The 25302-nt window shown below is 59.6% G+C and carries 24 protein-coding genes; 18 read left to right on the top strand and 6 right to left on the bottom strand.

Going from position 1 to position 25302, the window contains the following annotated elements; genetic code table 11:
* Nucleotides 1-192 precede the first annotated feature (192 nt).
* The 17 genes from ACA049_RS11225 (at nucleotide 193) to ACA049_RS11145 (ending at nucleotide 16900) form a co-directional block, all read left to right on the top strand.
* Nucleotides 193-606, top strand: coding sequence for an NADH-quinone oxidoreductase subunit A (locus ACA049_RS11225; protein WP_003223812.1), 414 nt, complete (start codon nucleotides 193-195; stop codon nucleotides 604-606).
* A 10-nt stretch (nucleotides 607-616) separates the two neighbouring features.
* Nucleotides 617-1291 (top strand): NuoB/complex I 20 kDa subunit family protein, encoded by a 675-nt coding sequence (locus tag ACA049_RS11220; protein WP_008146035.1) that lies wholly within the window; start codon nucleotides 617-619, stop codon nucleotides 1289-1291.
* 72 nt (nucleotides 1292-1363) lie between these two features.
* On the top strand, nucleotides 1364-3148 hold the full coding sequence (nuoC, locus tag ACA049_RS11215; protein ID WP_010458865.1) for an NADH-quinone oxidoreductase subunit C/D: 1785 nt from the start codon (nucleotides 1364-1366) through the stop codon (nucleotides 3146-3148).
* Nucleotides 3149-3150: 2 nt separating this feature from the next.
* Nucleotides 3151-3648, top strand: coding sequence for an NADH-quinone oxidoreductase subunit NuoE (nuoE, locus tag ACA049_RS11210; RefSeq protein WP_007946422.1), 498 nt, complete (start codon nucleotides 3151-3153; stop codon nucleotides 3646-3648).
* Nucleotides 3645-5000 carry an NADH-quinone oxidoreductase subunit NuoF gene (nuoF, locus tag ACA049_RS11205; RefSeq protein WP_497335390.1) on the top strand — a complete coding sequence of 452 codons (1356 nt, stop codon included), beginning with the start codon at nucleotides 3645-3647 and terminating at the stop codon, nucleotides 4998-5000. The genes nuoE and nuoF overlap by 4 nt, the downstream gene beginning before the upstream one ends.
* Nucleotides 5001-5138: 138 nt before the next feature.
* Nucleotides 5139-7853: an NADH-quinone oxidoreductase subunit NuoG gene (gene nuoG, locus ACA049_RS11200; RefSeq protein WP_497335388.1), complete on the top strand. Its 2715-nt coding sequence runs from the start codon at nucleotides 5139-5141 to the stop codon at nucleotides 7851-7853.
* On the top strand, nucleotides 7850-8857 hold the full coding sequence (gene nuoH, locus ACA049_RS11195) for an NADH-quinone oxidoreductase subunit NuoH (RefSeq protein WP_008146046.1): 1008 nt from the start codon (nucleotides 7850-7852) through the stop codon (nucleotides 8855-8857). Before nuoG ends, nuoH begins: the two co-directional genes overlap by 4 nt.
* Nucleotides 8858-8869: 12 nt before the next feature.
* Nucleotides 8870-9415 carry an NADH-quinone oxidoreductase subunit NuoI gene (gene nuoI / locus ACA049_RS11190; RefSeq protein ID WP_007905075.1) on the top strand — a complete coding sequence of 182 codons (546 nt, stop codon included), beginning with the start codon at nucleotides 8870-8872 and terminating at the stop codon, nucleotides 9413-9415.
* Nucleotides 9416-9424: 9 nt separating this feature from the next.
* A complete protein-coding gene (gene nuoJ / locus ACA049_RS11185) occupies nucleotides 9425-9928 on the top strand; it encodes an NADH-quinone oxidoreductase subunit J (RefSeq protein WP_109629413.1) in 504 nt (167 codons plus the stop codon).
* A 2-nt stretch (nucleotides 9929-9930) separates the two neighbouring features.
* The gene (nuoK, locus tag ACA049_RS11180; protein ID WP_010458852.1) at nucleotides 9931-10239 is read left to right on the top strand and encodes an NADH-quinone oxidoreductase subunit NuoK; all 309 of its coding nucleotides are present in this window, start codon (nucleotides 9931-9933) and stop codon (nucleotides 10237-10239) included.
* Entirely contained in the window at nucleotides 10236-12089 is a 1854-nt protein-coding gene (gene nuoL / locus ACA049_RS11175; RefSeq protein ID WP_497335386.1) for an NADH-quinone oxidoreductase subunit L, read from the top strand. The genes nuoK and nuoL overlap by 4 nt, the downstream gene beginning before the upstream one ends.
* A gap of 39 nt (nucleotides 12090-12128) precedes the next feature.
* Nucleotides 12129-13661 (top strand): NADH-quinone oxidoreductase subunit M, encoded by a 1533-nt coding sequence (nuoM, locus tag ACA049_RS11170; RefSeq protein WP_497335384.1) that lies wholly within the window; start codon nucleotides 12129-12131, stop codon nucleotides 13659-13661.
* Between the two features lie 7 nt (nucleotides 13662-13668).
* Nucleotides 13669-15132, top strand: a complete 1464-nt coding sequence (nuoN, locus tag ACA049_RS11165; RefSeq protein ID WP_497335382.1) for an NADH-quinone oxidoreductase subunit NuoN — start codon at nucleotides 13669-13671, stop codon at nucleotides 15130-15132.
* Nucleotides 15133-15306: 174 nt separating this feature from the next.
* Complete coding sequence (locus tag ACA049_RS11160; RefSeq protein WP_497335380.1) at nucleotides 15307-15690, top strand: type II toxin-antitoxin system Phd/YefM family antitoxin; 384 nt, start codon at nucleotides 15307-15309, stop codon at nucleotides 15688-15690.
* Complete coding sequence (locus ACA049_RS11155) at nucleotides 15687-16064, top strand: type II toxin-antitoxin system VapC family toxin (protein WP_497335378.1); 378 nt, start codon at nucleotides 15687-15689, stop codon at nucleotides 16062-16064. The genes ACA049_RS11160 and ACA049_RS11155 overlap by 4 nt, the downstream gene beginning before the upstream one ends.
* A 181-nt stretch (nucleotides 16065-16245) precedes the next feature.
* A complete protein-coding gene (locus tag ACA049_RS11150; RefSeq protein ID WP_497336819.1) occupies nucleotides 16246-16596 on the top strand; it encodes a toxin in 351 nt (116 codons plus the stop codon).
* The gene (locus tag ACA049_RS11145; protein WP_497335376.1) at nucleotides 16586-16900 is read left to right on the top strand and encodes a helix-turn-helix domain-containing protein; all 315 of its coding nucleotides are present in this window, start codon (nucleotides 16586-16588) and stop codon (nucleotides 16898-16900) included. The genes ACA049_RS11150 and ACA049_RS11145 overlap by 11 nt, the downstream gene beginning before the upstream one ends.
* A 185-nt stretch (nucleotides 16901-17085) precedes the next feature.
* Here ACA049_RS11145 and ACA049_RS11140 read toward each other — a convergent pair whose 3' ends face one another.
* The 6 genes from ACA049_RS11140 to ACA049_RS11115 are packed head-to-tail and all read right to left on the bottom strand — an operon-like array spanning nucleotide 17086 to nucleotide 23041.
* Entirely contained in the window at nucleotides 17086-18828 is a 1743-nt protein-coding gene (locus ACA049_RS11140; protein WP_497335374.1) for an ABC transporter substrate-binding protein, read from the bottom strand.
* 48 nt (nucleotides 18829-18876) lie between these two features.
* Nucleotides 18877-19149 carry a DUF2160 domain-containing protein gene (locus ACA049_RS11135; protein ID WP_109629387.1) on the bottom strand — a complete coding sequence of 91 codons (273 nt, stop codon included), beginning with the start codon at nucleotides 19147-19149 and terminating at the stop codon, nucleotides 18877-18879.
* 10 nt (nucleotides 19150-19159) lie between these two features.
* Entirely contained in the window at nucleotides 19160-19960 is an 801-nt protein-coding gene (locus ACA049_RS11130) for a carbohydrate ABC transporter permease (RefSeq protein WP_497335372.1), read from the bottom strand.
* Between the two features lie 8 nt (nucleotides 19961-19968).
* Nucleotides 19969-20835, bottom strand: a complete 867-nt coding sequence (locus tag ACA049_RS11125; RefSeq protein ID WP_010458824.1) for a carbohydrate ABC transporter permease — start codon at nucleotides 20833-20835, stop codon at nucleotides 19969-19971.
* The gene (locus ACA049_RS11120) at nucleotides 20832-21947 is read right to left on the bottom strand and encodes an ABC transporter ATP-binding protein (RefSeq protein ID WP_497335370.1); all 1116 of its coding nucleotides are present in this window, start codon (nucleotides 21945-21947) and stop codon (nucleotides 20832-20834) included. The genes ACA049_RS11125 and ACA049_RS11120 overlap by 4 nt, the downstream gene beginning before the upstream one ends.
* A complete protein-coding gene (locus tag ACA049_RS11115) occupies nucleotides 21947-23041 on the bottom strand; it encodes an ABC transporter ATP-binding protein (protein WP_497335368.1) in 1095 nt (364 codons plus the stop codon). The genes ACA049_RS11120 and ACA049_RS11115 overlap by 1 nt, the downstream gene beginning before the upstream one ends.
* A 370-nt stretch (nucleotides 23042-23411) precedes the next feature.
* Between ACA049_RS11115 and ACA049_RS11110 the strand changes: the two genes are divergently transcribed.
* Nucleotides 23412-25259 (top strand): sigma-54-dependent Fis family transcriptional regulator, encoded by a 1848-nt coding sequence (locus ACA049_RS11110; protein ID WP_497335366.1) that lies wholly within the window; start codon nucleotides 23412-23414, stop codon nucleotides 25257-25259.
* Nucleotides 25260-25302: the final 43 nt, after the last annotated feature.

The following is a 25302-nucleotide window of genomic DNA, read 5'->3' as shown; positions in this document are numbered from 1 at the left end:
GCCCGCAAAGCATGGGCTGCGTGGCCTTGGAGGTGCGCTATGTCCTTATTCCATTAAATAATTTCGCTATCTGAATTTTACTTGCACCGTGTTGTGCCATAAAATCAGCGGGATTGATTGCTGCGACATATCGTCACTGCTTTGTTTCTTTTCAAGCTCAGAGACCTTTGCTCTCTGTTAAGGATTACCAGCATGCCCGAAGCGACAGGACTCATGGCCCACAACTGGGGCTTTGCCATTTTCCTTCTGGGCGTCGTCGGCCTTTGCGCCTTCATGCTCGGCGTCTCCAGCCTCCTCGGGTCAAAAGCCTGGGGCCGCAGCAAAAACGAACCGTTCGAGTCCGGCATGCTACCTACAGGTGGCGCCCGCTTGCGGCTCTCAGCCAAATTCTATCTGGTCGCGATGCTCTTCGTGATCTTCGATATCGAAGCCCTCTTTCTCTTTGCCTGGTCTGTGTCCGTCCGCGAAAGCGGCTGGACCGGATTCGTCGAAGCTCTCGTTTTCATAGCAATTCTGTTGGCAGGTCTTGTCTACCTGTTCCGAGTGGGCGCCCTTGACTGGGCTCCGGAAGCTCGTCGCAAGCGGCAGGCGAAGCTGAAACAATGAGGCTTTGGCAATGCAATACAATCTCACCAGGATCGACCCCGATGCTCCTAACGAGCAGTATCCGATTGGCGAACGGGAAACCGTTTCCGATCCGTTAGAAGATCAAGTCCACAAAAACATCTTCATGGGCAAGCTCGAAGACGTGCTTAACGGCACGATCAACTGGGGGCGCAAGAACTCCCTGTGGCCGTATAACTTCGGTCTTTCGTGCTGCTACGTGGAAATGACCACCGCCTTCACGGCGCCCCACGACATCGCGCGCTTTGGCGCCGAGGTTATCCGGGCATCGCCGCGTCAGGCGGATTTCATGGTTATCGCCGGTACCTGCTTCATCAAGATGGCGCCGATCATTCAGCGTCTCTACGAGCAAATGCTCGAACCTAAATGGGTTATCTCCATGGGTTCGTGCGCCAACTCCGGTGGCATGTACGACATCTACTCCGTCGTTCAAGGGGTGGACAAGTTCCTGCCCGTGGACGTCTACGTGCCTGGCTGCCCGCCCCGTCCTGAAGCTTTTCTGCAAGGCTTGATGCTCTTGCAAGAGTCGATTGGACAGGAGCGTCGTCCGCTTTCCTGGGTCGTCGGCGATCAAGGCGTGTACCGCGCCGAGATGCCTTCGCAAAAGGAACAGCGCCGCGAACAGCGAATCGCAGTCACCAACCTGCGCAGCCCCGACGAAGTCTGATCCAGATCTGCTTCTTTTATAGAACGAGACACTGGCTTCATTCTTTACGTTGACCGAAAGCGATAAATAACCATGACTACAGGCAGTGCTCTGTACATCCCGCCTTATAAGGCAGACGACCAGGATGTGGTCGTCGAACTGAACAACCGTTTTGGCCCCGAGGCGTTCACCGCCCAGCCTACCCGCACCGGCATGCCGGTGCTTTGGGTTGCCCGTGCCAAACTCGTCGAAGTCCTGACCTTCCTGCGCAACCTGCCCAAGCCGTACGTCATGCTCTATGACCTGCACGGCGTGGACGAGCGTCTGCGCACCAAGCGTCAAGGGCTGCCAAGCGGCGCCGACTTCACCGTGTTCTATCACTTGATGTCGATCGAACGTAATAGTGACGTAATGATCAAGGTCGCCTTGTCCGAGAGCGACCTTAGCGTGCCGACCGTGACCGGTATCTGGCCGAACGCCAACTGGTACGAGCGTGAAGTGTGGGACATGTACGGCATCAACTTTGCCGGCCACCCGCACCTGACCCGCATCATGATGCCGCCGACCTGGGAAGGTCACCCGCTGCGCAAGGACTTCCCGGCCCGTGCCACAGAGTTCGACCCGTTCAGCCTGACGCTGGCCAAGCAACAGCTTGAGGAAGAAGCCGCGCGCTTCAAGCCTGAAGACTGGGGCATGAAGCGTTCCGGTGCGAACGAAGACTACATGTTCCTCAACCTCGGCCCGAACCACCCTTCCGCGCACGGTGCGTTCCGCATCATCCTGCAGCTGGACGGTGAAGAGATCGTCGACTGCGTGCCGGACGTCGGTTACCATCACCGTGGTGCCGAAAAAATGGCCGAGCGTCAGTCCTGGCACAGCTTCATCCCGTACACCGACCGTATCGACTACCTCGGCGGCGTGATGAACAACCTGCCGTACGTGCTCTCGGTCGAGAAGCTGGCCGGCATCAAGGTGCCCGAGAAGGTCGACGTCATCCGCATCATGATGGCCGAGTTCTTCCGGATCACCAGCCACCTGCTGTTCCTGGGGACCTACATCCAGGACGTCGGCGCCATGACCCCGGTGTTCTTCACCTTCACCGACCGCCAGAAGGCGTACACGGTGATCGAAGCCATTACCGGTTTCCGTCTGCACCCGGCCTGGTACCGCATCGGTGGCGTTGCCCACGACCTGCCGCGCGGCTGGGAAAAACTGGTGAAAGACTTCGTCGAGTGGATGCCAAAGCGTCTGGACGAATACCAGAAAGCCGCCCTGGACAACAGCATCCTCAAAGGCCGGACCATCGGCGTCGCCGCCTACAACACCAAGGAAGCCTTCGAATGGGGCGTCACCGGTGCAGGCTTGCGTTCGACCGGTTGCGACTTCGACCTGCGTAAGGCGCGCCCGTACTCCGGTTACGAGAACTTCGAATTCGAAGTGCCACTGGCCGTCAATGGCGATGCCTACGATCGTTGCATCGTGCGCGTCGAAGAAATGCGCCAGAGCATCAAGATCATCGAGCAGTGCATGCGCAACATGCCGGAAGGCCCGTACAAGGCGGATCACCCGCTGACCACGCCGCCGCCGAAAGAACGCACGCTGCAGCACATCGAGACCCTGATCACGCACTTCCTGCAAGTTTCGTGGGGCCCGGTCATGCCGGCCAACGAATCCTTCCAGATGATCGAAGCGACCAAGGGCATCAACAGTTATTACCTGACGAGCGATGGCGGCACCATGAGCTACCGCACCCGGATTCGCACCCCAAGCTTCCCGCACCTGCAGCAGATCCCTTCGGTGATCAAAGGCAGCATGGTCGCGGACTTGATCGCGTACCTGGGTAGTATCGATTTCGTTATGGCCGACGTGGACCGCTAAGCATGAACAGCACGCTTATCCAGACAGACCGTTTCACCTTGAGTGAAACCGAGCGCTCGGCCATCGAGCACGAGCTGCATCACTACGAAGACCCGCGCGCGGCGTCGATCGAAGCCCTGAAGATCGTCCAGAAGGAACGTGGCTGGGTGCCTGACGGCGCGCTCTACGCCATCGGCGAGATCCTCGGCATCCCGGCGAGCGACGTTGAAGGCGTGGCGACGTTCTATAGCCAGATCTTCCGTCAGCCGGTCGGCCGCCACATCATTCGCGTCTGCGACAGCATGGTCTGCTACATCGGCGGCCACGAATCCGTGGTCAGCGAAATCCAGAGCAATCTGGGCATCGGCCTGGGTCAGACCACCGCCGACGGTCGTTTCACCCTGCTGCCGGTCTGCTGCCTCGGCAACTGTGACAAGGCGCCGGCGTTGATGATCGACGACGACACTTTCGGTGATGTGCAGCCTGCCGGCGTTGCCAAATTGCTCGAGGGCTACGTATGACCCTGACTTCCTTCGGTCCTGCCAACCGCATCAAGCGTTCGGCCGAGACTCACCCGCTGACCTGGCGTCTGCGTGACGACGGCGAAGCCGTATGGCTCGACGAGTACCAGGCCAAGAACGGTTACGCCGCTGCGCGCAAGGCTTTCGCCGACATGGCTCAGGACGACATCGTCCAGACCGTGAAAGACTCCGGCCTTAAAGGTCGTGGCGGTGCAGGCTTCCCCACGGGCGTGAAGTGGGGCCTGATGCCCAAAGACGAATCCATCAACATCCGCTACCTGCTGTGCAACGCGGACGAGATGGAACCGAACACCTGGAAAGACCGCATGCTGATGGAGCAACTGCCCCATCTGCTGATCGAAGGCATGCTGATCAGTGCTCGCGCGCTGAAAACCTACCGTGGCTACATCTTCCTGCGTGGCGAATACACCACCGCCGCCAAGCACCTGAACCGTGCCGTGGAAGAAGCCAAGGCAGCGGGCCTGCTGGGTAAAAACATCCTGGGCAGCGGCTTCGATTTCGAGCTGTTCGTCCACACCGGCGCCGGGCGTTACATCTGCGGTGAAGAAACCGCACTGATCAACTCCCTCGAAGGCCGCCGCGCCAACCCGCGCTCCAAGCCGCCCTTCCCTGCCGCCGTTGGCGTGTGGGGCAAGCCAACCTGCGTGAACAACGTTGAAACCCTGTGCAACGTGCCGGCGATCATTGCCGACGGCGTGGACTGGTACAAATCGTTGGCGCGCGAAGGCAGTGAAGACATGGGCACCAAGCTCATGGGCTTCTCCGGCAAGGTCAAGAACCCGGGCCTGTGGGAATTGCCGTTCGGCGTCACCGGTCGCGAGCTGTTCGAAGACTACGCCGGCGGCATGCGCGACGGTTACACGCTCAAGTGCTGGCAGCCAGGCGGCGCCGGTACCGGTTTCCTGTTGCCGGAACACCTCGACGCACAAATGTACGCCGGCGGCATCGCCAAAGTGGGCACCCGTATGGGTACCGGCCTGGCCATGGCGGTGGACGACAGCGTCAACATGGTGTCCTTGCTGCGCAACATGGAAGAGTTCTTCTCCCGTGAATCGTGCGGTTTCTGCACCCCGTGCCGTGACGGTCTGCCGTGGAGCGTCAAGCTGCTGCGTGCGATCGAGAACGGTGAAGGGCAAGCCGGCGATATCGAGACCCTGCTGGGTCTGGTCGGTTTCCTCGGCCCGGGCAAGACCTTCTGTGCTCACGCACCGGGCGCCGTGGAGCCGTTGGGCAGCGCAATCAAATACTTCCGTCCAGAGTTCGAAGCCGGCATCGCGCCTACCAGCGCAGCCGTCCCGCCTCTGGCAAGGCCGATCGTAGTCGGCGCGTAAACGCTTAAAAAGGCGAAGGGTCCGTGCCCTTCGCCTTCTCGTTCGATGACGCCTTTTATGGGCTGTTTGGATTCGGACGAATAACAAGATTCCATTAGCCACGCCCGCTGACACCGGGCCAACGAAGAACTTTGAACCATGGCCACTATCCACGTAGACGGCAAAGAGCTCGAAGTCGATGGGGCAGACAACCTGTTACAGGCATGTCTGTCGCTAGGCCTCGATATCCCTTATTTCTGCTGGCACCCAGCCTTAGGCAGCGTTGGCGCTTGCCGCCAGTGCGCGGTCAAGCAGTACACCGACGAGAACGACAAGCGCGGTCGGATCGTCATGTCGTGCATGACGCCCGCCACCGACGGCAGCTGGATCTCCATCGACGACGAAGAAGCGAAAGTGTTTCGCGCCAGCGTCGTCGAATGGCTGATGACCAACCACCCTCACGACTGCCCGGTCTGTGAAGAAGGCGGTCACTGCCACCTGCAAGACATGACGGTGATGACCGGCCATAACGAGCGCCGTTATCGCTTCACCAAGCGTACCCACCAGAACCAGCAACTGGGCCCGTTCATTTCCCACGAAATGAACCGCTGCATCGCTTGCTACCGCTGCGTGCGCTTCTATAAGGACTATGCCGGCGGTACCGACCTCGGTGTGTTCGGCGCCCACGACAACGTGTACTTCGGTCGCGTTGAAGACGGCACCCTGGAAAGCGAGTTCTCCGGCAACCTCACCGAGGTCTGCCCGACCGGTGTGTTTACCGACAAGACTCACTCCGAGCGCTACAACCGCAAGTGGGACATGCAGTTCTCGCCGAGCATCTGCCATGGCTGCTCCAGCGGTTGCAACATCTCCCCGGGCGAGCGCTACGGTGAACTGCGTCGTATCGAAAACCGTTTCAACGGTTCGGTAAACCAGTATTTCCTGTGCGACCGCGGCCGTTTCGGCTACGGCTACGTCAATCGCAAGGATCGCCCGCGTCAGCCTCTGCTGGCCAACGGCGCCAAGCTGACCCTCGACGAAGCACTGGATAAAGCCGCCGACCTGCTGCGCGGTCGCAACATCGTCGGTATCGGTTCGCCGCGTGCCAGCCTCGAAAGCAACTACGCGTTGCGCGAACTGGTCGGCGCCGAGCACTTCTACTCCGGTATCGAAGCCGCCGAGCTGGAACGCATTCGTCTGGTCATGCAGGTGTTGAAAGACAGCCCGCTGCCAATCCCGAACATGCGCGACATCGAAGATCACGATGCGATCTTCGTCCTCGGCGAAGACCTGACCCAGACCGCTGCCCGCATGGCCCTGTCCCTGCGTCAATCGGTCAAAGGCAAAGCCGAAGACATGGCCGATGCCATGCGCGTTCAGCCTTGGCTCGACGCTGCAGTGAAGAACATCGGTCAGCACGCGCTGAACCCGCTGTTCATCGCCAGCCTGGCTGAAACCAAGCTCGACGACATCGCTGAAGAATGCGTTCACGCGGCTCCAGACGATCTGGCGCGCATCGGTTTCGCCGTGGCTCACGCCCTCGACGCCAGCGCCCCAGCGGTTGAAGGCCTGGACGCTGAAGCCCTCGAACTGGCCAAGCGTATTGCCGACGCCCTGCTCGCCGCCAAGCGTCCGCTGATCATTGCCGGCACTTCCCTGGGCTCCAAAGCCCTGATTGAAGCCGCCGCCAACATCGCCAAAGCGTTGAAGCTGCGCGAGAAGAACGGTTCCATCAGCCTGATCGTGCCGGAGGCAAACAGCCTTGGCCTGGCCATGCTCGGTGGTGACTCGGTCGATGCCGCGCTGCAAGCCGTGATCGACGGCAAGGCCGACGCGATCGTCGTGCTGGAAAATGATCTGTACACCCGTACCGACAAAGCCCGTGTCGATGCCGCCCTGAACGCCGCCAAAGTGGTGATCGTGGCGGACCATCAGAAGACCGCCACCAGCGATCGCGCGCACCTGGTTCTGCCAGCCGCCAGCTTCGCTGAAGGCGACGGTACGCTGGTCAGCCAGGAAGGCCGCGCCCAGCGTTTCTTCCAGGTCTTCGACCCGACTTACCTCGACGCGAGCATCCTGGTGCACGAAGGCTGGCGCTGGCTGCATGCCCTGCGCGCGACCCTGTTGAATCAGCCGATCGACTGGACTCAACTGGACCACGTCACTGCCGCCGTCGCCGCCAGCACGCCGCAACTGGCGCGCATCGTTGACGCTGCACCGTCCGCCGCGTTCCGTATCAAAGGCCTGAAACTGGCCCGCGAACCGCTGCGTTACTCCGGTCGTACCGCCATGCGCGCCGACATCAGCGTGCACGAACCGCGTACTTCCCAGGATAACGACACCGCGTTCTCGTTTTCCATGGAAGGTTACTCGGGCTCGGTCGAACCGCGTCAGCAAGTGCCATTCGCCTGGTCTCCGGGCTGGAACTCGCCGCAAGCCTGGAACAAGTTCCAGGACGAAGTCGGTGGTCACATCCGCGCTGGCGACCCGGGCACCCGCCTGATCGAAAGCACCGGTGACTCGCTGAACTGGTTCGCTGCTGTTCCTCGTGCGTTCAACCCGGCTCCGGGCACCTGGCAGGTCGTGCCGTTCTTCCACCTGTTCGGCAGCGAAGAGAACTCTTCCAAAGCCGCGCCGGTTCAGGAGCGCATTCCGGCCGCCTATGTTGCCTTGGCCAAATCCGAAGCCGATCGCCTGGGTGTCAATGAAGGCGCCCTGCTCAGCTTGAACGTGGCCGGCCAGACCTTGCGTCTGCCGCTGCGCATCAACGAAGAGCTGGGTGCTGGCCTGGTCGCATTGCCGGCCGGGATCGCCGGTATTCCGCCAGCGCTCTTTGGCAAATCCGTTGACGGTCTGCAGGAGGCAGCTCAATGACCTGGTTCACGCCTGAAGTGATTGACGTGATCATCGCGGTCCTCAAGGCCATCGTGATTCTGCTCGCCGTCGTGGTGTGCGGCGCGCTGCTGAGCTGGGTCGAGCGTCGTCTGCTCGCCCTCTGGCAGGACCGTTACGGTCCGAACCGCGTCGGCCCGTTCGGCGCGTTCCAGATCGCGGCCGACATGATCAAGATGTTCTTCAAGGAAGACTGGACCCCGCCGTTCGCCGACAAAGTGATCTTCACGTTGGCGCCGGTCGTGGCCATGAGCGCCTTGCTGATTGCCTTCGCGATCATCCCGATCACCCCGACCTGGGGTGTGGCGGATATCAACATCGGCATCCTGTTCTTCTTTGCCATGGCGGGTCTGTCGGTCTACGCGGTGCTGTTCGCCGGCTGGTCGAGTAACAACAAGTTCGCCCTGCTGGGCAGCTTGCGGGCCTCGGCACAAACCGTGTCGTACGAAGTGTTCATGGGCCTGTCGCTGATGGGCATCGTGATCCAGGTCGGCTCGTTCAACATGCGCGACATCGTTGAATACCAAGCGCAGAACCTGTGGTTCGTGATTCCGCAGATCTTCGGTTTCCTGACCTTCTTCATTGCCGGCGTCGCCGTGACTCACCGTCACCCGTTCGACCAGCCGGAAGCGGAGCAGGAACTGGCCGACGGTTACCACATTGAATACGCCGGCATGAAATGGGGCATGTTCTTCGTCGGCGAGTACATCGGCATCGTGTTGATTTCGGCGCTGCTGGTGACCTTGTTCTTCGGTGGCTGGCACGGTCCGTTCGGCATTCTGCCGCAGATCCCGTTCATCTGGTTCGCGCTGAAAACCGCGTTCTTCATCATGTTCTTCATCCTGCTGCGCGCCTCGATTCCGCGCCCACGGTATGACCAAGTGATGGATTTCAGCTGGAAGTTCTGCCTGCCGCTGACCCTCGTCAACATGCTGGTGACCGCTGCGATCGTGTTGCTCAACACGCCCGCCGTCGCGGCTCAGTGAGGATAGAGAATCATGAAGTACATATTTGACATCGTGCATGGCTTCTTCACCCAGCTTCGCAGCCTGGTGATGATCTTCGGCCATGCCTTCCGCAAGCGCGACACGCTGCAGTACCCGGAAGAAGCCGTGTACCTGCCGCCGCGCTTTCGTGGGCGTATCGTCCTGACCCGCGACCCTGATGGCGAAGAGCGTTGTGTAGCCTGCAACCTGTGCGCCGTGGCGTGCCCGGTTGGCTGCATCTCGCTGCAGAAAGCTGAAACCGAAGACGGTCGCTGGTACCCGGACTTCTTCCGCATCAACTTCTCGCGCTGCATATTCTGCGGCCTCTGCGAGGAAGCCTGCCCGACCACCGCGATCCAGCTGACACCGGATTTCGAGATGGCCGAGTTCAAACGTCAGGACCTGGTGTACGAGAAAGAAGATCTGTTGATCTCCGGCCCCGGCAAAAACCCTGATTACAACTTCTATCGTGTTGCAGGTATGGCGATTGCCGGGAAGCCGAAAGGCTCCGCGCAGAATGAAGCCCAGCCGATCAACGTGAAGAGCTTGCTGCCTTAAGGAAGAAAGATGGAATTCGCTTTCTATTTCGCATCGGGTATCGCTGTGGTGTCCACGCTTCGCGTGATCACCAACACCAACCCTGTGCACGCCCTGCTCTACCTGATCATTTCGCTGATCGCCGTGGCCATGACGTTCTTCGCCCTCGGCGCACCGTTTGCCGGTGTTCTGGAAGTGATCGCCTACGCTGGCGCCATCATGGTGCTGTTCGTGTTCGTGGTGATGATGCTGAACCTGGGGCCCGCCTCGGTTCAGCAAGAGCGCGTCTGGCTCAAGCCCGGCATCTGGCTCGGCCCGGTCGCCCTTGGCACCCTGCTGCTGGTTGAACTGCTGTACGTGCTGTTCAGCCACTCCAGCGGTGAGGCCATCGGCCACACCACCGTAGACGCCAAGGCCGTGGGCATCAGCCTGTTCGGTCCTTACCTGCTGGTGGTCGAACTCGCCTCGATGCTGCTGCTTGCCGCAGCCGTCACGGCGTTCCACTTGGGCCGTAACGAAGCCAAGGAGCAATGACGATGCCTGCTATCCCTTTGGAGCATGGTCTGGCGGTCGCCGGCATCCTGTTCTGCCTCGGTCTGGTCGGCCTGATGGTCCGCCGCAACATTCTCTTCGTGCTGATGAGCCTGGAGATCATGATGAATGCCTCCGCTTTGGCCTTCATCGTCGCCGGTAGCCGCTGGGGTCAGCCGGATGGACAGATCATGTTCATCCTGGTGATCAGCCTGGCAGCCGCCGAGGCCAGTATTGGCCTGGCGATTCTGTTGCAGCTGTATCGCCGCTTCCACACTCTCGATATCGACGCTGCCAGCGAGATGCGCGGATGAATCTTCTCTATCTGACTTTCGTATTCCCTCTCATAGGTTTCCTGCTGCTGTCGTTCTCACGCGGCCGCTTTTCGGAAAACCTGTCGGCGCTGATTGGCGTCGGTTCCATCGGCCTGTCTGCCATCGTCACGGCTTACGTGATCTGGCAATTCAACGTTGCGCCACCTGAAGGCGGTCACTACACCCAGGTGTTGTGGCAGTGGATGGCGGTGGAAGGCTTCACGCCGAACTTCGCGCTGTACCTGGATGGCCTGTCCCTGACCATGCTCGGTGTGGTCGTCGGCGTCGGCTTCCTGATCCACCTGTTCGCATCCTGGTACATGCGCGGTGAAGCCGGTTACTCGCGCTTCTTCGCCTACACCAACCTGTTTATCGCCAGCATGCTGTTCCTGGTCCTGGGCGATAACCTGTTGTTCCTGTACTTCGGTTGGGAAGGCGTGGGCCTGTGCTCGTACCTGTTGATCGGTTTCTACTACAGCAACCGCAACAACGGTAACGCCGCACTGAAAGCCTTCATCGTCACCCGTATCGGCGACGTGTTCATGGCGATCGGCCTGTTCATCCTGTTCCAACAGTTGGGCACGCTGAACATCCAGGAACTGCTGGTGCTGGCACCGCAGAAATTCCAGGCCGGCGACTTCTGGATGGTCATGGCCACCCTGATGCTGCTGGGCGGCGCTGTCGGTAAATCCGCGCAACTGCCGCTGCAAACCTGGCTGGCGGACGCGATGGCCGGTCCTACCCCGGTTTCGGCACTGATCCACGCCGCAACGATGGTAACCGCTGGTGTCTACCTGATCGCCCGTACTCACGGCCTGTTTGCGTTGGCGCCGGACATCCTGCACCTGGTCGGCGTCGTTGGTGGCGTGACCCTGGTGCTGGCCGGTTTCGCGGCACTGGTTCAGACCGACATCAAACGTATCCTCGCCTACTCGACCATGAGCCAGATCGGCTACATGTTCCTGGCGCTGGGCGTTGGTGCATGGGATGGCGCGATCTTCCACCTGATGACCCACGCCTTCTTCAAGGCGCTGCTGTTCCTTGCGTCCGGTGCGGTGATCGTTGCCTGCCACCACGAGCAGAACATCTTCAAGATGGGCGGCCTGTGGAAGAAACTGCCACTGGCCTACGCCAGCTTCATCGTCGGCGGCGCGGCATTGTCTGCCCTGCCTCTGGTGACCGCCGGCTTCTATTCCAAGGACGAAATCCTCTGGGAAGCGTTTGCCAGCGGCAACCAGGGTCTGCTTTACGCAGGTCTGGTCGGCGCGTTCATGACTTCGCTGTACACCTTCCGCCTGATCTTCATCGCGTTCCACGGTGAAGCGAAGACCGAAGCGCACGCCGGTCACGGCATCGCTCACTGGCTGCCACTGTCGGTGCTGATCGTGCTGTCGACCTTCGTCGGCGCCATGATCGTTCCACCGCTGCACGGCGTGCTGCCGGAAAGCGTCGGCCATGCCGGCGGCGAAGCCAAGCACAGTCTGGAAATCGCTTCGGGCGCCATCGCCCTGGCCGGTATCCTGCTGGCCGCGCTGCTGTTCCTCGGCAAGCGTCGTTTCGTCACTGCAATCGCCAACAGCGGCATCGGCCGCTTCCTTTCGGCCTGGTGGTTCGCTGCCTGGGGCTTCGACTGGATCTACGACAAACTGTTCGTCAAGCCATACCTTGCGATCAGCCACGCACTGCGCAGAGACCCGCTCGACCAGACCATCGGTCTGATCCCGCGTATGGCCAAAGGCGGTCACACCGCCCTGAGCCGTACCGAAACCGGTCAACTGCGTTGGTACGCGGCATCGATGGCAGCCGGCTCCGTGCTGGTCATCGGCGCCATCGTGCTGGTAGCGGTCTGATATGAACCTTGCGAACTTGCGAAAGGAATTGAGCCCGTCATGATTCTGCCTTGGCTAATCCTGATCCCCTTCATCGGCGGCCTGCTGTGCTGGATGGGTGAGCGCTTCGGCGCTACCCTCCCCCGCTGGATTGCGCTGTTGACCATGACCCTGGAACTCGCGCTCGGCCTCTGGCTGTGGGCCCACGGTAATTATTCATTTGCGCCGGCGCCTGGCGCCGATCCGACCTGGGTGCTTGAGTTCAAGCACATCTGGATCGAGCGTTTCGGCATCAGCGTGCACCTGGCCCTCGACGGCCTGTCGCTGCTGATGATCCTGCTGACCGGTCTGCTGGGTATCCTCTCGGTGCTCTGCTCGTGGAAAGAGATCCAGCGTCACGTTGGCTTCTTCCACTTGAACCTGATGTGGATCCTGGGCGGTGTCGTCGGCGTGTTCCTCGCCCTCGACCTGTTCATGTTCTTCTTCTTCTGGGAAATGATGCTGGTGCCGATGTACTTCCTCATCGCGCTCTGGGGTCACAGTTCTTCGGACGGCAAGAAAACCCGGATCTACGCGGCGACCAAGTTCTTCATCTTCACTCAGGCGTCCGGACTGATCATGTTGGTGGCGATCCTGGGTCTGGTGCTGGTCAACTTCAACAGCACCGGCGTGATCACGTTCAACTACGCCGACCTGCTGAAAACCAAGATGTCGCTCACCACCGAGTACATCCTGATGCTCGGCTTCTTCATCGCCTTCGCGGTGAAGCTGCCCGTCGTACCGTTCCACTCCTGGCTGCCTGATGCTCACGCCCAGGCGCCAACAGCGGGTTCGGTCGACCTGGCCGGTATCTTGTTGAAGACCGCTGCTTACGGTCTGCTGCGTTTCGCCCTGCCGCTGTTCCCGAATGCCTCGGCCGAGTTCGCGCCGATTGCCATGACCCTCGGTCTGATCGGGATCTTCTACGGTGCGTTCCTGGCCTTTGCACAAACCGACATCAAGCGTCTGATCGCCTACTCCTCCGTTTCCCACATGGGCTTCGTGTTGATCGGCATCTACTCCGGCAGCCAACTGGCGCTGCAGGGTGCAGTGATGCAGATGCTGGCGCACGGTCTGTCGGCCGCGGCACTCTTTATCCTCAGTGGTCAGTTGTACGAGCGCACCCACACCCGCGACATGCGTGAAATGGGTGGCCTGTGGTCGAAGATCGCTTACCTGCCGGCCATCAGCCTGTTCTTTGCCGCCGCGTCCCTGGGCTTGCCGGGCACCGGTAACTTCGTCGGTGAGTTCCTGATCCTGATCGGCAGCTTCGCCGCTGCGCCATGGATTACCGTGATCGCGACGTCGGGCCTGGTGTTCGGTTCGGTCTACTCGCTGATCATGATCCACCGTGCCTACTTCGGCCCGTCCAAGTCGGACGCGGTGTTGCATGGCATGGATGGTCGCGAACTGATCATGGTGGTCGGTCTGGCGGCGCTGCTGATTTACATCGGCGTGTACCCGCAACCGTTCCTCGACACCTCTGCCGCGACGATGCATGGCGTGCAGCAGTGGCTCGGCACCGCCTTCACTCAACTCGCTTCGGCCCGGTAAGAGCGCTATGGAATTCACGACTCAACACTTTATCGCGCTTGCGCCGTTGTTGATCACCAGCGCCACGATCATCGTGGTGATGCTGGCGATTGCCTGGCGCCGCAACCACTCGCAGACCTTCCTGATTTCCGTGGCGGGCCTGAACCTGGCGTTGCTGTCGATCCTGCCAGCCCTGAAAGTCGCGCCTCTGGCCGTGACCCCGTTGCTGCAGATCGACACCTTCGCCTGCTTGTACATGGCGCTGATCCTGGTCGCCACCCTCGCTTGTGTGACCCTCGCCCACGCCTACCTCGGCGATGGCGGTTCGGGCTACCCGGGCAACCGTGAAGAACTTTACCTGCTGATCCTGATGGCCGCCGCCGGTGGCCTGGTGCTGGTCAGCGCGCAGCACCTGGCCGGGTTGTTCATCGGTCTGGAACTGCTCTCGGTACCGGTCTACGGTCTGGTGGCTTACGCTTTCTTCAACAAGCGTTCGCTGGAAGCCGGGATCAAGTACATGGTGCTGTCGGCTGCCGGTTCGGCGTTCCTGCTGTTCGGTATGGCCCTGCTGTACGCAGACTCGGGTTCGCTGAGCTTCGTCGGCATCGGTCAAGCCCTGGCGGCCACCGGCCTGCCTAGCTCGCTGGCACAACTGGGCCTGGGCATGATGCTGATCGGTCTGGCGTTCAAGCTGTCGCTGGTACCGTTCCACCTCTGGACCCCGGACGTTTACGAAGGTGCTCCGGCACCGGTGGCGGCGTTCCTGGCCACTGCATCGAAAGTGGCTGTGTTCGCGGTGATGGTGCGTCTGTTCCAGATCTCGCCTGCGGCAAGCAGCGGCGTGCTGAGCGACGTGCTGACCATCATCGCCATCGCGTCGATCCTGTTCGGTAACCTGCTGGCCCTGACCCAGAGCAACCTCAAGCGTCTGCTGGGTTACTCGTCCATTGCTCACTTCGGTTACCTGCTGATCGCCCTGGTGGCGAGCAAAGGCCTGGCCGTGGAAGCCATCGGCGTGTACCTGGTCACCTACGTCATCACCAGCCTCGGCGCGTTCGGCGTGATCACGCTGATGTCCTCGCCGTACAACGGCCGTGACGCGGATGCCCTGTACGAATACCGCGGCCTGTTCTGGCGCCGTCCGTACCTGACCGCCGTCCTGACCGTGATGATGCTGTCCCTGGCCGGTATCCCGCTGACTGCGGGCTTCATCGGCAAGTTCTACATCATCGCCACCGGTGTCGAGTCGCACCAATGGTGGCTGGTCGGTTCCCTGGTATTGGGCAGCGCCATCGGCGTCTTCTACTACCTGCGCGTCATGGTCACCCTGTACCTGATCGAACCCAACCTGCGTCGCCACGATGCGCAACTGCACTGGGAACAACGTGCAGGCGGCGTGATGCTGCTGGCCATCGCTCTGGTAGCGTTCTTCCTTGGCGTCTACCCACAACCGCTGCTGACGCTGGTTCAGCACGCAGGTCTGGCGGGCTGATCGCTTAGCGATACTCGGTAGAAAACAGAAACGGCACCTTCGGGTGCCGTTTTTGCGTTTTGGGGGATTGCTCTCCCTTTCTCGGAAAGGGACTTCAAACACATCGGCATCGGCTGACATCCGGTTACCGCTGCTGAGCGCTAAGGTGGGTGAAGAGCTAATCAGGAGCATCCAATGAAGCTAGACGTTCTTTCGAGATCCGATAGTGGTTTCGAGTTGACCACTCACTCGCCACATCACAGTTTGACCTATCGTCCTCTCGCCTTTGCCGCCGCCAAAAATTCTGGCTATATTTGTCCAGAATATGCGGGAGAAATTATGATCATCGTTCCGTTAGCCGAAGCGAAAAACAATTTGTCCAAACTCGTCGATGACGCAGCAGCCGGGCAGATCATCACTATCGCTAAACATGGGCGAGCCCTTGCCCGACTTGTGCCGGTGGGAAAGCCCTCAGCACGCCGTATCGGCGCAATGAAAGGCAAGCTGATCCTGCCTGAAGACTTTGACGCGCCGCTGTCGGAAGAAATGCTGGATGCCTTTGAAGGAATTCAAGGATGAGGGTTCTGCTCGATACTCACATTCTGCTTTGGACGCTCGGCGATGACCCCAAGCTATCTGGTAAAGCCAGAAAGCTCATCGAAAACGCTGCTGACATTTACATCAGTGCAGCGACATTCTGGGAAATGGCGATCAAGGTTGGACTGGGAAAGCTAAACGTTGACCTGGAGGAAATCCGACAGTACAGCCTCGAAAGTGGCTTCATCGAACTGCCAGTCACCTCAGAACACGCCATAGCAGTGAAAGACCTCGAACATCACCACCGCGACCCATTCGACCGACTGATTATTGCGACCGCCATGACGGAACCGATGAAGCTCCTTACCGCAGACCCATTGGTTGCCAAGTACACAGACTTGGCAATTTTGGTTTAACCCGCACGCCTCTCCCCTCTCCTCCCCGATATCCAGAATTGCCTCGCGGTTGAATCAGCCGCGTCCTACATCCCTATCCTGCTTCCGACCTTAACGTAATGACTTGACCGAATTGGCAGGCACAGACGCCTTGACCGATTCGATTATCGAGACAAAACTATACGTAGGTAGCGTACAGAACATGGATGCTCTTTTTATCGAATTACGTATGTTTCAGAAACATCGAGACGAGTACCTGGATGACGATCTGTTTCGCAGCTTTCAACTGGAGTTGCTGAAGAATCCGGAAGCGGGCGATCTCATTGAGGGCACCGGAGGGCTGCGCAAAATCCGCTTCTGCGATCAACGACGAGGCAAGGGCAAGCGCAGCGGATTGCGGGTGATTTATTACTGGTGGTCAGGCTTCGATCAATTCTGGCTGTTCACGGTGTACGACAAAAATGAGCTAGATGACCTGTCGCCCTCTCAGAAAAAAATGTTCAGACAAGCGCTGGAAAGAGAAATCAATACGAGATCCCACTATGAAACGTGACATTTTTTCCGAACTGATGGATGGCCTCGAAGCCCTGGCGGATGAGCGCCAAGGCAAAATCACTTTGCGAACCCACAAGGTTCAGTTGCCAAAACTGGTGCCCATCACTGCCGAGGAAGTGGTAGCCATCCGCCAACAGCTCAACCTCTCCCGGTCCGTGTTCGCCATGTATCTGCGCACCAACACCCGAACCCTCGAGAACTGGGAACAGGGACGGGCAATACCCAATGCCCAGGCAACGACACTGATCCGTCTGGTTGAACGCTTTCCGCAGACGATCGACCAACTCGCGGCGCTGACTTGATTCCAGTGCGATGGCTGATAGACCGCTTCGCGAGCAAGCCCGCTCCCACAGGGGATCTACTGCGAACGCACCACTTGTGAACAACCCGTCCTACTGTGGGAGCGAGCTTGCTCGCGATGGCGGCGACACTGGCACAAACAAAAACGGCACCTTTCGGTGCCGTTCGCCTTTCTCGGTTCAGAAGCTTACTTGCGTGCTTCCGCCCACGACTTCAACAGCTCGTTGTAATTCACGGTTTCACCTTTAGGTTTCTCGTTCGCCAGTTTCGGCTTCGGTGCACCCGGCTGATCGAACCAGTACTGAGCATCGCGCTCCGGGTTCATTTTCGGTGCGCAGGTGGCTTGCGCCTTTGAGCGTTCCAGACGGGTCATGATCGCGTCCTGATCCTTGGCTAGGCCATCCAGCGCCTGTTGCGGAGTCTTCTCGCCGCTGGCCGCTTCCGCGATGTGGCTCCACCACAGTTGTGCCAACCGTGGATAGTCCGGCACGTTGGTCCCGGTCGGGGTCCATTGCACGCGGGCCGGGCTGCGATAGAACTCGACCAGGCCACCGAGTTTAGGGGCCAGGTCGGTCATGGCTTGCGAGTTGATGTCCGACTCACGAATCGGCGTCAGGCCGACGATGGTTTTCTTCAGCGACACGGTTTTCGACGTGACGAATTGCGCATAGAGCCAGGCCGCCAGTTTCTGCTTCTCAGGCGTGGACTTCATGAACGTCCAGGAACCCACGTCCTGATACCCCAGCTTCATGCCCTCCTCCCAGTACGGTCCGCGTGGAGATGGCGCCATGCGCCATTTCGGCGTGCCGTCGGCATTCATTACCGGCAGGCCCGGTTTGGTCATGTCGGCGGTGAACGCGGTGTACCAGAAGATCTGCTGGGCGATGTTGCCTTGGGACGGTACCGGGCCCGATTCGGAGAAGGTCATGCCCGCCGCCTCCGGTGGCGCGTAGGCCTTGAGCCAGTCGACGTATTTCTGCGTCGCATAGACCGCCGCCGGGCCGTTGGTGTCGCCGCCGCGGGTCACGCTGGAGCCGACCGGGTGGCAATCCTCGACGCGGATGCCCCACTCGTCCACCGGTAAACCGTTAGGGATGCCTTTGTCGCCGGCACCGGCCATGGAAAACCAGGCATCGGTGAAGCGCCAGCCGAGGGACGGGTCTTTCTTGCCGTAGTCCATGTGCCCGTAGACACGCTTGCCGTCGATCTCCTTGACGTCTTCGCTGAAGAACTTGGCGATGTCTTCATAGGCCGACCAGTTCACCGGCACGCCCAATTCGTAGCCGTATTTCTCCTTGAACTTGGCTTTGAGCTCTGGCCGTTCGAACCAGTCGGCGCGGAACCAGTACAGGTTGGCGAACTGTTGGTCAGGCAATTGATAGATCTTGCCGTCCGGCGCGGTGGTGAACGAGATGCCGATGAAGTCTTTGAGGTCGAGGGTTGGCGAGGTGAAGTTCTTGCCTTCGTTGGCCATCAGATCGGTGATCGATTCGGTCTTGCCGTAGCGAAAGTGCGTACCGATCAAGTCCGAGTCGTTGACCCAGCCGTCATAGATGTTCTTGTCCGACTGCATCTGGGTCTGCAGCTTTTCCACCACGTCGCCTTCTTGCAGCAAGTCGTGGGTCAGCTTGATCCCGGTGATTTCGGTGAAAGCCTTGGCCAGGGTTTTGGATTCATATTCGTGGGTCGCGATGGTTTCCGACACCACCTTGATGCTCATCCCGCGAAACGGCTCGGCGGCCTTGATGAACCACTTCAGCTCTTCGAGCTGCTGCTCTGGCGTGAGGGTGGACGGTTTGAATTCACTGCCGATCCACTTCTTCGCGGCGTCTTCGTAGGCATCTGCCCAGGCCGAAGCGCTCAGACCGCTGAGTGCCAGCATGGCTGCCAATGAAATGCTATGTCGCAGCTTATTGTTTTTGTCGAACATAGAGACCTCCTGTTTGGTTTTCGGAGCAACATTGCCGATCGATTTCGACTAGCCCCAACGCATCACAGCCAACAGCCACACCAGGGACAACGCGAACGCAACCCAGATGCTCCAGTCGGTGACGCCGATTACCAGCAAATGCAGGTAGGCGCTGCCGAGAAGACCGATAAACAGCCGATCGCCACGGGTGGTGGCAATCGGCAAGAAACCACGCCGAGGGACACTCGGCGAACGTAATTCCCAGGTCGTCATGCCCGCCAGAATCAGGCCAATGGCGATGAAGAACGCCGCCGTGGGGACAGTCCAGCTCATCCATTCCATCATCAGCTCCTCAGACCCGGCCCAGGGCAAAGCCCTTGGCCACGTGGTTGCGAACAAACCAGATCACCAGCATGCCGGGCAGGATGGTCAACACCCCCGCCGCTGCCAGCACCCCCCAGTCGATGCCGGACGCCGAAACCGTGCGGGTCATCACCGCCGCAATCGGTTTGGCGTTCACCGATGTCAGCGTCCGCGCCAGCAGCAGTTCGACCCAGGAAAACATGAAGCAGAAGAACGCCGTGACGCCGATCCCGGAGCCGATCAGCGGAACGAAAATCTTCACGAAGAACTTGGGGAAACTGTAGCCGTCAATGTAGGCGGTTTCGTCGATTTCTTTCGGAACCCCGGACATGAAGCCTTCCAGAATCCACACCGCCAACGGCACGTTGAACAGACAGTGAGCCAGCGCCACCGCGATGTGCGTGTCGAACAGGCCGATCGAGGAATACAGCTGGAAGAACGGCAGCAGAAACACCGCCGGTGGCGCCATGCGGTTGGTCAGCAGCCAGAAGAACAGGTGCTTGTCACCGAGAAAGCGGTAACGCGAGAACGCATACGCCGCCGGCAACGCCACGCTCAGGGAAATGATCGTGTTCAGGCTCACGTAATACAGCGAATTGAGGTAACCGGTGTACCAGCTCGGATCGGTGAAGATCACCTTGTAGTTGGCGAAGGTGAAATTCTGCGGAAACAGCGTCAGACCGCCGAGGATTTCGGTGTTGCTCTTGAAGGACATGTTCAGCAGCCAGTAGATCGGCACCAGCAGGAACAGGATGTAGATCAGCAGCGGAATCAGCTTTCTCTTGCTCATGGCAGACCTCAGCGGTTGGCGTCAGAGTGAGTCATGGCGGTGTAGAACAGCCAGGACACCAACAGGATGATCAGGAAGTACACCAGCGAGAAAGCCGCCGCCGGACCGAGGTCGAATTGCCCTACGGCCATCTGGGTCAAGGTCTGACTCAGGAAGGTCGTGGCATTCCCCGGTCCACCGCCCGTGAGTACGAAAGGCTCGGTGTAGATCATGAAACTGTCCATGAACCTCAGCATCACCGCGATCAGCAGCACGCTCTTGAGCTTGGGCAGCTGGATATGTCGGAAAACCGCCCAGGCCGATGCCCGATCAATCCGCGCGGCCTGGTAGTACACGTCCGGAATCGCCCGCAACCCGGAGAAACACAACAGCGCCACCAGCGACGTCCAGTGCCAGACGTCCATCACCAGCACCGTGACCCAGGCGTCCATGGTGTTGGCCGCGTAGTTGTAGTTGATGCCCATGGCCTTGAGGCTGGCACCGAGCAGACCGATGTCCGCGCGGCCGAAAATCTGCCAGATGGTGCCGACCACGTTCCACGGGATCAGCAACGGAATCGCCAGGATAATCAGCACCAGCGACGACCAGCGGCCCTTGGTCGGCATGGTCAGGGCGATGGCGATGCCCAGTGGGATTTCGATCAGCAGCACACAGCCGGAATAGATGAATTGCCGCAGCAGCGAGTCGTGCAACCGTGGATCGAGCAGCACCTGCTTGTACCAATCGGCGCCGACGAAATAGCGGCTCGACTGGTCGAAGATGTCCTGCACCGAGTAGTTGACCACGGTCATCATCGGGATCACCGCACTGAACGCCACCAGCAGAAACACCGGCAGGACCAGCCACCAGGCCTTGTTGTTCTGCACCTTGTTCATGGCTGCACCTCATTATTGGCTTGCGCTGGCAGCAAGTAATCATCCGCATAAACCATCAACCACTGAGCCGGGAAGCTGATCCAGGCCGTGCCTTCCGGCACCGGTTTGTCTTCGGCCAGACGCACTTTCAACGGCGCGCCGTCGAGGTTCAGGGTCATGATCTTGTAGGTGCCGAGGTCTTCGACGTGTACGACCTGTGCCTGCATCGCGTCATCGAACGGCTCGTCCCATACATGCACGAACTCAGGACGGATACCGACCTTCAGGGTTTTCCACTCGGACTCGGCGATTCGTTGCTGTTGGGCGTCGGACAAAGGCAGATGCGTCGAAGCAAAGCCGACGCCGCCCGGTTGTGGCTGCACCTCGATCAGGTTCATCCCCGGACTGCCGATGAAATAACCGACAAAGGTGTGGGTCGGCCGTTCGAACAATTCGCGTGGGGTGCCGAATTGCACGATCTGGCCGCCGTACATCACCGCGATCTTGTCAGCGAAGGTCGAGGCCTCCAGTTGATCGTGGGTGACGTAGACCATGGTGATGTTGAACTGCTCGTGGATCTGCTTGAGCTTGCGCCGCAGTTTCCACTTCAGGTGCGGGTCGATCACCGTCAAGGGTTCGTCGAACAGGATCGCCGAGACGTCGTCACGCACCAGTCCACGGCCCATGGAGACTTTCTGTTTTTCGTCGGCGGTGAGGTTGCGCGCCTTTTTGCTCAGCAGCGCCTGGAGGTCGAGGACCTCGGCGATTTCCTGCACCTTGCTGTGAATTTTCGCCTCGGCCATGCCCTGATTGCGCAGCGGGAAGGCCAGGTTGTCAAACACCGTCATGGTGTCGTAGACCACCGGAAACTGGAAAACCTGAGCGATGTTGCGCTTCTCGGGGGTCAGGTCGTTGACCACTTTGCTGTCGAACAGCACCTGGCCCTGAGACGGACTAAGCAACCCGGAAATGATGTTGAGCAACGTCGACTTGCCGCAGCCCGAAGGCCCGAGCAAGGCGTAAGCACCGCCCTGCTCCCAGACGTGGTCCATCTCGCGGATCGCATAATCCTCCGGGCCGCTCGGCGTGCTGGTGTAGCTGTGAGCGAGGTGCTGCAATCGGATTTCGGCCATCAGGCAACCCTCGCGATGCGGCGACCGGGCGCCTGGACCAGCCGCCCCTGCGCATCGAACACAAACAGTTTATGGGTCGGGATATAAATCCGGATCGGCGCATCGACGTCGTATTCATGGACGCCGGGCAAGTGCAGCACCAGCAGGAAATGCTCGTTGCGCACGTGCAGGAAGGTTTCCGAACCGCTGATCTCGGCCACTTCGACGGTCACCGCGAGTTCGAGGTCATCGTCGTTGCTCGGCACCAGCGAGATATGGCTTGGACGCACGCCGAAACGGAACTCGCCCTCGCCGACCGGGCGCAAATCGACGTTCAACGGAAAGTGTACGAAATTGGCGAAGCTGACTTCGTTGCCGGCAATTCGCCCCGGCATCAAATTGATCGGCGGCTCGGAGAACAATTCGGCGGCCAGCACCGTTTGCGGTTGGTGATAGACCTCGGAGGATTTGCCGCTCTGGATCACCCGGCCTTCGTGAAGAATGGTGGTGGTGCCGCCCAGGGCCAGCGCTTCGTTGGGTTCGGTGGTGGCGTAGATGGCGATGGTGTGCCGCGCCTTGAACAGCTCGCGCATTTCCTGGCGCAGTTCTTCGCGCAACTTGTAGTCGAGGTTCACCAGCGGCTCATCGAACAGAATCAGCTCGGCATCCTTGACCAGCGCCCGGGCCATCGCGGTGCGCTGTTGCTGGCCACCTGAAAGCTCAAGCGGATAGCGCTTGAGGAATTTCTCGATGCGCAGCATCTTCGCGGTTTCCAGCACTTTGCTCTGGATCAGCTCATTGGAGACACCGCCCTGGCGCAAAGGCGAGGCGATGTTCTCGAAGACGGTCATGGTCGGGTAATTGATGAACTGCTGATAGACCATCGACACGTTGCGCAAACGCACCGGGCGCTGCGTGACGTCGACGCCGTTCATCAGGATGCGGCCCGTGTCGGGCTTATCCAGACCGGCCATCAGGCGCATGAGACTGGTTTTGCCGGACAGCGTGCGCCCGAGCAAAACGTTGAAGGATCCGGGTTCGAAACTCAGGCACGCATCGTCGATCCAGGTCTGGCCCTCGACGGTACGGCTGACGTGCTCCAGGGTTAATGACATGGCTCGGCCTTTTTTATTATTTGGAGTCAAGCGACCCAGGCTGTAGAGCGAGTTTCATGCCAGAAAATGTAAGTTGTTGAACCGCCTTGAAAATCTTCAAAACAGCAGCACAACCGCTTTCGTTGCTGAACAGAAATGAACAGCCACGATTGAACAACTGAACAATCCAACCGTTGACAATGAACAATAGTGAACAACACTCTATAAACACTTTTCAGCCGCACATTGCCCCTGTAGGAGCCAGGCTTGCCGGCGAAGGCAATTTCAATGACGCCTTCGCCGGCAAGCCTGGCTCCTACAGTTATCTAGCGTTTGAACGTGATGCAAAAACCCATAAAAACAATAAAAGCTTGCTCAGAGATCGACTGCCATGGCCGTACCCGCCTCGCCGCTCTCCCACGACGCCATCATCCAGGACTCCTGGTCCCGTTGCCGTGCGTTCGGCCTTGATCATCAAAGTGCCCCGGCCTTCGATCAGCTCCCGGCCGAGGGCATCGCCCAGTTGCTGGAGAGCCAGCATGCCCTGGTGCAAACCACCCACCAGGAAGTCCTGCCGTACTACGAAAACATCCTGAGCAACTCCAACTGCCTGATCATGCTCGCCGACAATCAGGGCCAGGTGCTGACGTCCTGGGGCACCCAGCGTTTTATCGAACCGAGCCTGACCCGCGGTTTCAGCGCCGGCGCCAGCTGGATGGAGCGTTGCAGCGGCACTAACGCCATTGGCACCGCGCTGGCCTGCGAGCAAGCAGTGCACATCGAACACGATGAGCATTTCCTCAAGGCCAACCGCTTCATGACCGGTTCTGCCGCGCCGATTTTCGATGCCGAACGCAAGGTGATCGCGGTGCTGGACGTGTCCAGCGACAGCTACCTGCCGCCGTCCCACACCCTCGGCATGGTCAAGATGATGAGCCAGACCGTGGAAAACAGGCTGATCCTCAACCTGTTTCACGGCCAGCATTTTCAACTGACGTTCAACACCGGGTTGAACAATCTCGACAGCCAATGGGCCGGTTTGCTGATTTTCGATGAAACCGGCCAGGTGCTGTCCGCCAACCGCCGGGCCGACAATCTGCTGGGCATCAGCCTGTCGCGCGTCAGTGTCGAGAGCCTGTTCAAGGTGTCGTTGCTGGAACTGTTGAACCAGCCCGACGGCCTGCCCTTTGCGCTGCAGGCCTCGGGGCGCAACCGCTTTCAATGCCTGTTGAAACGGCCGAAACAGGTGCCGATTCAAGCCAGACTGTTTTCTGAAACCAAAAGCGCGGAACCGGCCGTGGCCGCGCCTGCTGCGATCAGCCTCAACACCCTGCATTTCGGCGACAGCCGCGTTGAAAAAGCCGTGCGCCAGGCCGAGCGTTTGCTGGAAAAAGACATTCCGCTGTTGATCCACGGTGAAACCGGGGTCGGCAAGGAAGTCTTCGTCAAAGCCCTGCATCAAGCCAGTTCCCGGAGCAAACAGCCATTCATCGCCGTCAACTGTGCAGCGATCCCCGCCGAACTGGTGGAGTCCGAGCTGTTTGGCTACGAGAAAGGCGCGTTCACCGGCGCCAATCAGAAAGGCAGCATCGGCCTGATCCGCAAGGCGGATAAAGGCACGCTGTTCCTCGATGAAATCGGCGACATGCCATTGCCGACTCAAGCTCGTCTGTTAAGGGTTTTGCAGGAACGTTGCGTGCAACCGGTCGGCAGTAGCGAATTGTTTCCGGTGGATATCCGCATCATCTCGGCGACCAACCGCTCGTTGCGCGAACAAGTGCAACTCGGCCGGTTTCGCGAAGACCTTTATTACCGGATCGGCGGCTTGACCCTGGAATTGCCGCCGCTACGGGAACGCAGCGACAAACAGGCGCTGTTCAAGCGCTTGTGGGAACAGCATCGCGAGCCATCGCAGTGGGCGGGGTTGAGCCGGGAGGTGATGGAGTTGTTCGGTCGTCATCCGTGGCCGGGGAATTTACGCCAGGTCAGCAGCGTGATGCAGGTGGCGCTGGCCATGGCCGAGGAACAACCGGTGCGGCCGGAGCATTTGCCGGATGACTTTTTTGTCGATCTGGAGATGGAGCCAGTGGACTCGCCGGAGCCGCTGGCGGTGGATTTGAATGATGCCGAGGATTTGAATCGGTTGTTGCAGGCGGCTGGGGGGAATATCTCCCATTTGGCCCGGCGGTTGGGGGTTAGCCGCAATACCCTTTACAAGCGGTTGCGCCAGGCTGAATGACCAGCAACTCGCACTGACTGTATTTGATTTGCGACCGTTCGCG

The sequence above is a fragment of the Pseudomonas sp. LBUM1662 genome, from assembly GCF_059695915.1.
The sequence above is the reverse complement of the archived record's forward strand: the minus strand, read 5'-3'. Positions and strand labels throughout refer to the sequence as shown.

What these genes read in the sequence shown, in the direction of transcription:
- ACA049_RS11225 (WP_003223812.1), top strand. Translation starts at nt 193, where the DNA reads ATGCCCGAAGCGACAGGACTCATGGCCCACAACTGGGGCTTTGCCATT.
- ACA049_RS11220 (WP_008146035.1), top strand. Translation starts at nt 617, where the DNA reads ATGCAATACAATCTCACCAGGATCGACCCCGATGCTCCTAACGAGCAG.
- nuoC (WP_010458865.1), top strand. Translation starts at nt 1,364, where the DNA reads ATGACTACAGGCAGTGCTCTGTACATCCCGCCTTATAAGGCAGACGAC.
- nuoE (WP_007946422.1), top strand. Translation starts at nt 3,151, where the DNA reads ATGAACAGCACGCTTATCCAGACAGACCGTTTCACCTTGAGTGAAACC.
- nuoF (WP_497335390.1), top strand. Translation starts at nt 3,645, where the DNA reads ATGACCCTGACTTCCTTCGGTCCTGCCAACCGCATCAAGCGTTCGGCC.
- nuoG (WP_497335388.1), top strand. Translation starts at nt 5,139, where the DNA reads ATGGCCACTATCCACGTAGACGGCAAAGAGCTCGAAGTCGATGGGGCA.
- nuoH (WP_008146046.1), top strand. Translation starts at nt 7,850, where the DNA reads ATGACCTGGTTCACGCCTGAAGTGATTGACGTGATCATCGCGGTCCTC.
- nuoI (WP_007905075.1), top strand. Translation starts at nt 8,870, where the DNA reads ATGAAGTACATATTTGACATCGTGCATGGCTTCTTCACCCAGCTTCGC.
- nuoJ (WP_109629413.1), top strand. Translation starts at nt 9,425, where the DNA reads ATGGAATTCGCTTTCTATTTCGCATCGGGTATCGCTGTGGTGTCCACG.
- nuoK (WP_010458852.1), top strand. Translation starts at nt 9,931, where the DNA reads ATGCCTGCTATCCCTTTGGAGCATGGTCTGGCGGTCGCCGGCATCCTG.
- nuoL (WP_497335386.1), top strand. Translation starts at nt 10,236, where the DNA reads ATGAATCTTCTCTATCTGACTTTCGTATTCCCTCTCATAGGTTTCCTG.
- nuoM (WP_497335384.1), top strand. Translation starts at nt 12,129, where the DNA reads ATGATTCTGCCTTGGCTAATCCTGATCCCCTTCATCGGCGGCCTGCTG.
- nuoN (WP_497335382.1), top strand. Translation starts at nt 13,669, where the DNA reads ATGGAATTCACGACTCAACACTTTATCGCGCTTGCGCCGTTGTTGATC.
- ACA049_RS11160 (WP_497335380.1), top strand. Translation starts at nt 15,307, where the DNA reads ATGAAGCTAGACGTTCTTTCGAGATCCGATAGTGGTTTCGAGTTGACC.
- ACA049_RS11155 (WP_497335378.1), top strand. Translation starts at nt 15,687, where the DNA reads ATGAGGGTTCTGCTCGATACTCACATTCTGCTTTGGACGCTCGGCGAT.
- ACA049_RS11150 (WP_497336819.1), top strand. Translation starts at nt 16,246, where the DNA reads ATGGATGCTCTTTTTATCGAATTACGTATGTTTCAGAAACATCGAGAC.
- ACA049_RS11145 (WP_497335376.1), top strand. Translation starts at nt 16,586, where the DNA reads ATGAAACGTGACATTTTTTCCGAACTGATGGATGGCCTCGAAGCCCTG.
- ACA049_RS11140 (WP_497335374.1), bottom strand. Translation starts at nt 18,828, where the DNA reads ATGTTCGACAAAAACAATAAGCTGCGACATAGCATTTCATTGGCAGCC.
- ACA049_RS11135 (WP_109629387.1), bottom strand. Translation starts at nt 19,149, where the DNA reads ATGGAATGGATGAGCTGGACTGTCCCCACGGCGGCGTTCTTCATCGCC.
- ACA049_RS11130 (WP_497335372.1), bottom strand. Translation starts at nt 19,960, where the DNA reads ATGAGCAAGAGAAAGCTGATTCCGCTGCTGATCTACATCCTGTTCCTG.
- ACA049_RS11125 (WP_010458824.1), bottom strand. Translation starts at nt 20,835, where the DNA reads ATGAACAAGGTGCAGAACAACAAGGCCTGGTGGCTGGTCCTGCCGGTG.
- ACA049_RS11120 (WP_497335370.1), bottom strand. Translation starts at nt 21,947, where the DNA reads ATGGCCGAAATCCGATTGCAGCACCTCGCTCACAGCTACACCAGCACG.
- ACA049_RS11115 (WP_497335368.1), bottom strand. Translation starts at nt 23,041, where the DNA reads ATGTCATTAACCCTGGAGCACGTCAGCCGTACCGTCGAGGGCCAGACC.
- ACA049_RS11110 (WP_497335366.1), top strand. Translation starts at nt 23,412, where the DNA reads ATGGCCGTACCCGCCTCGCCGCTCTCCCACGACGCCATCATCCAGGAC.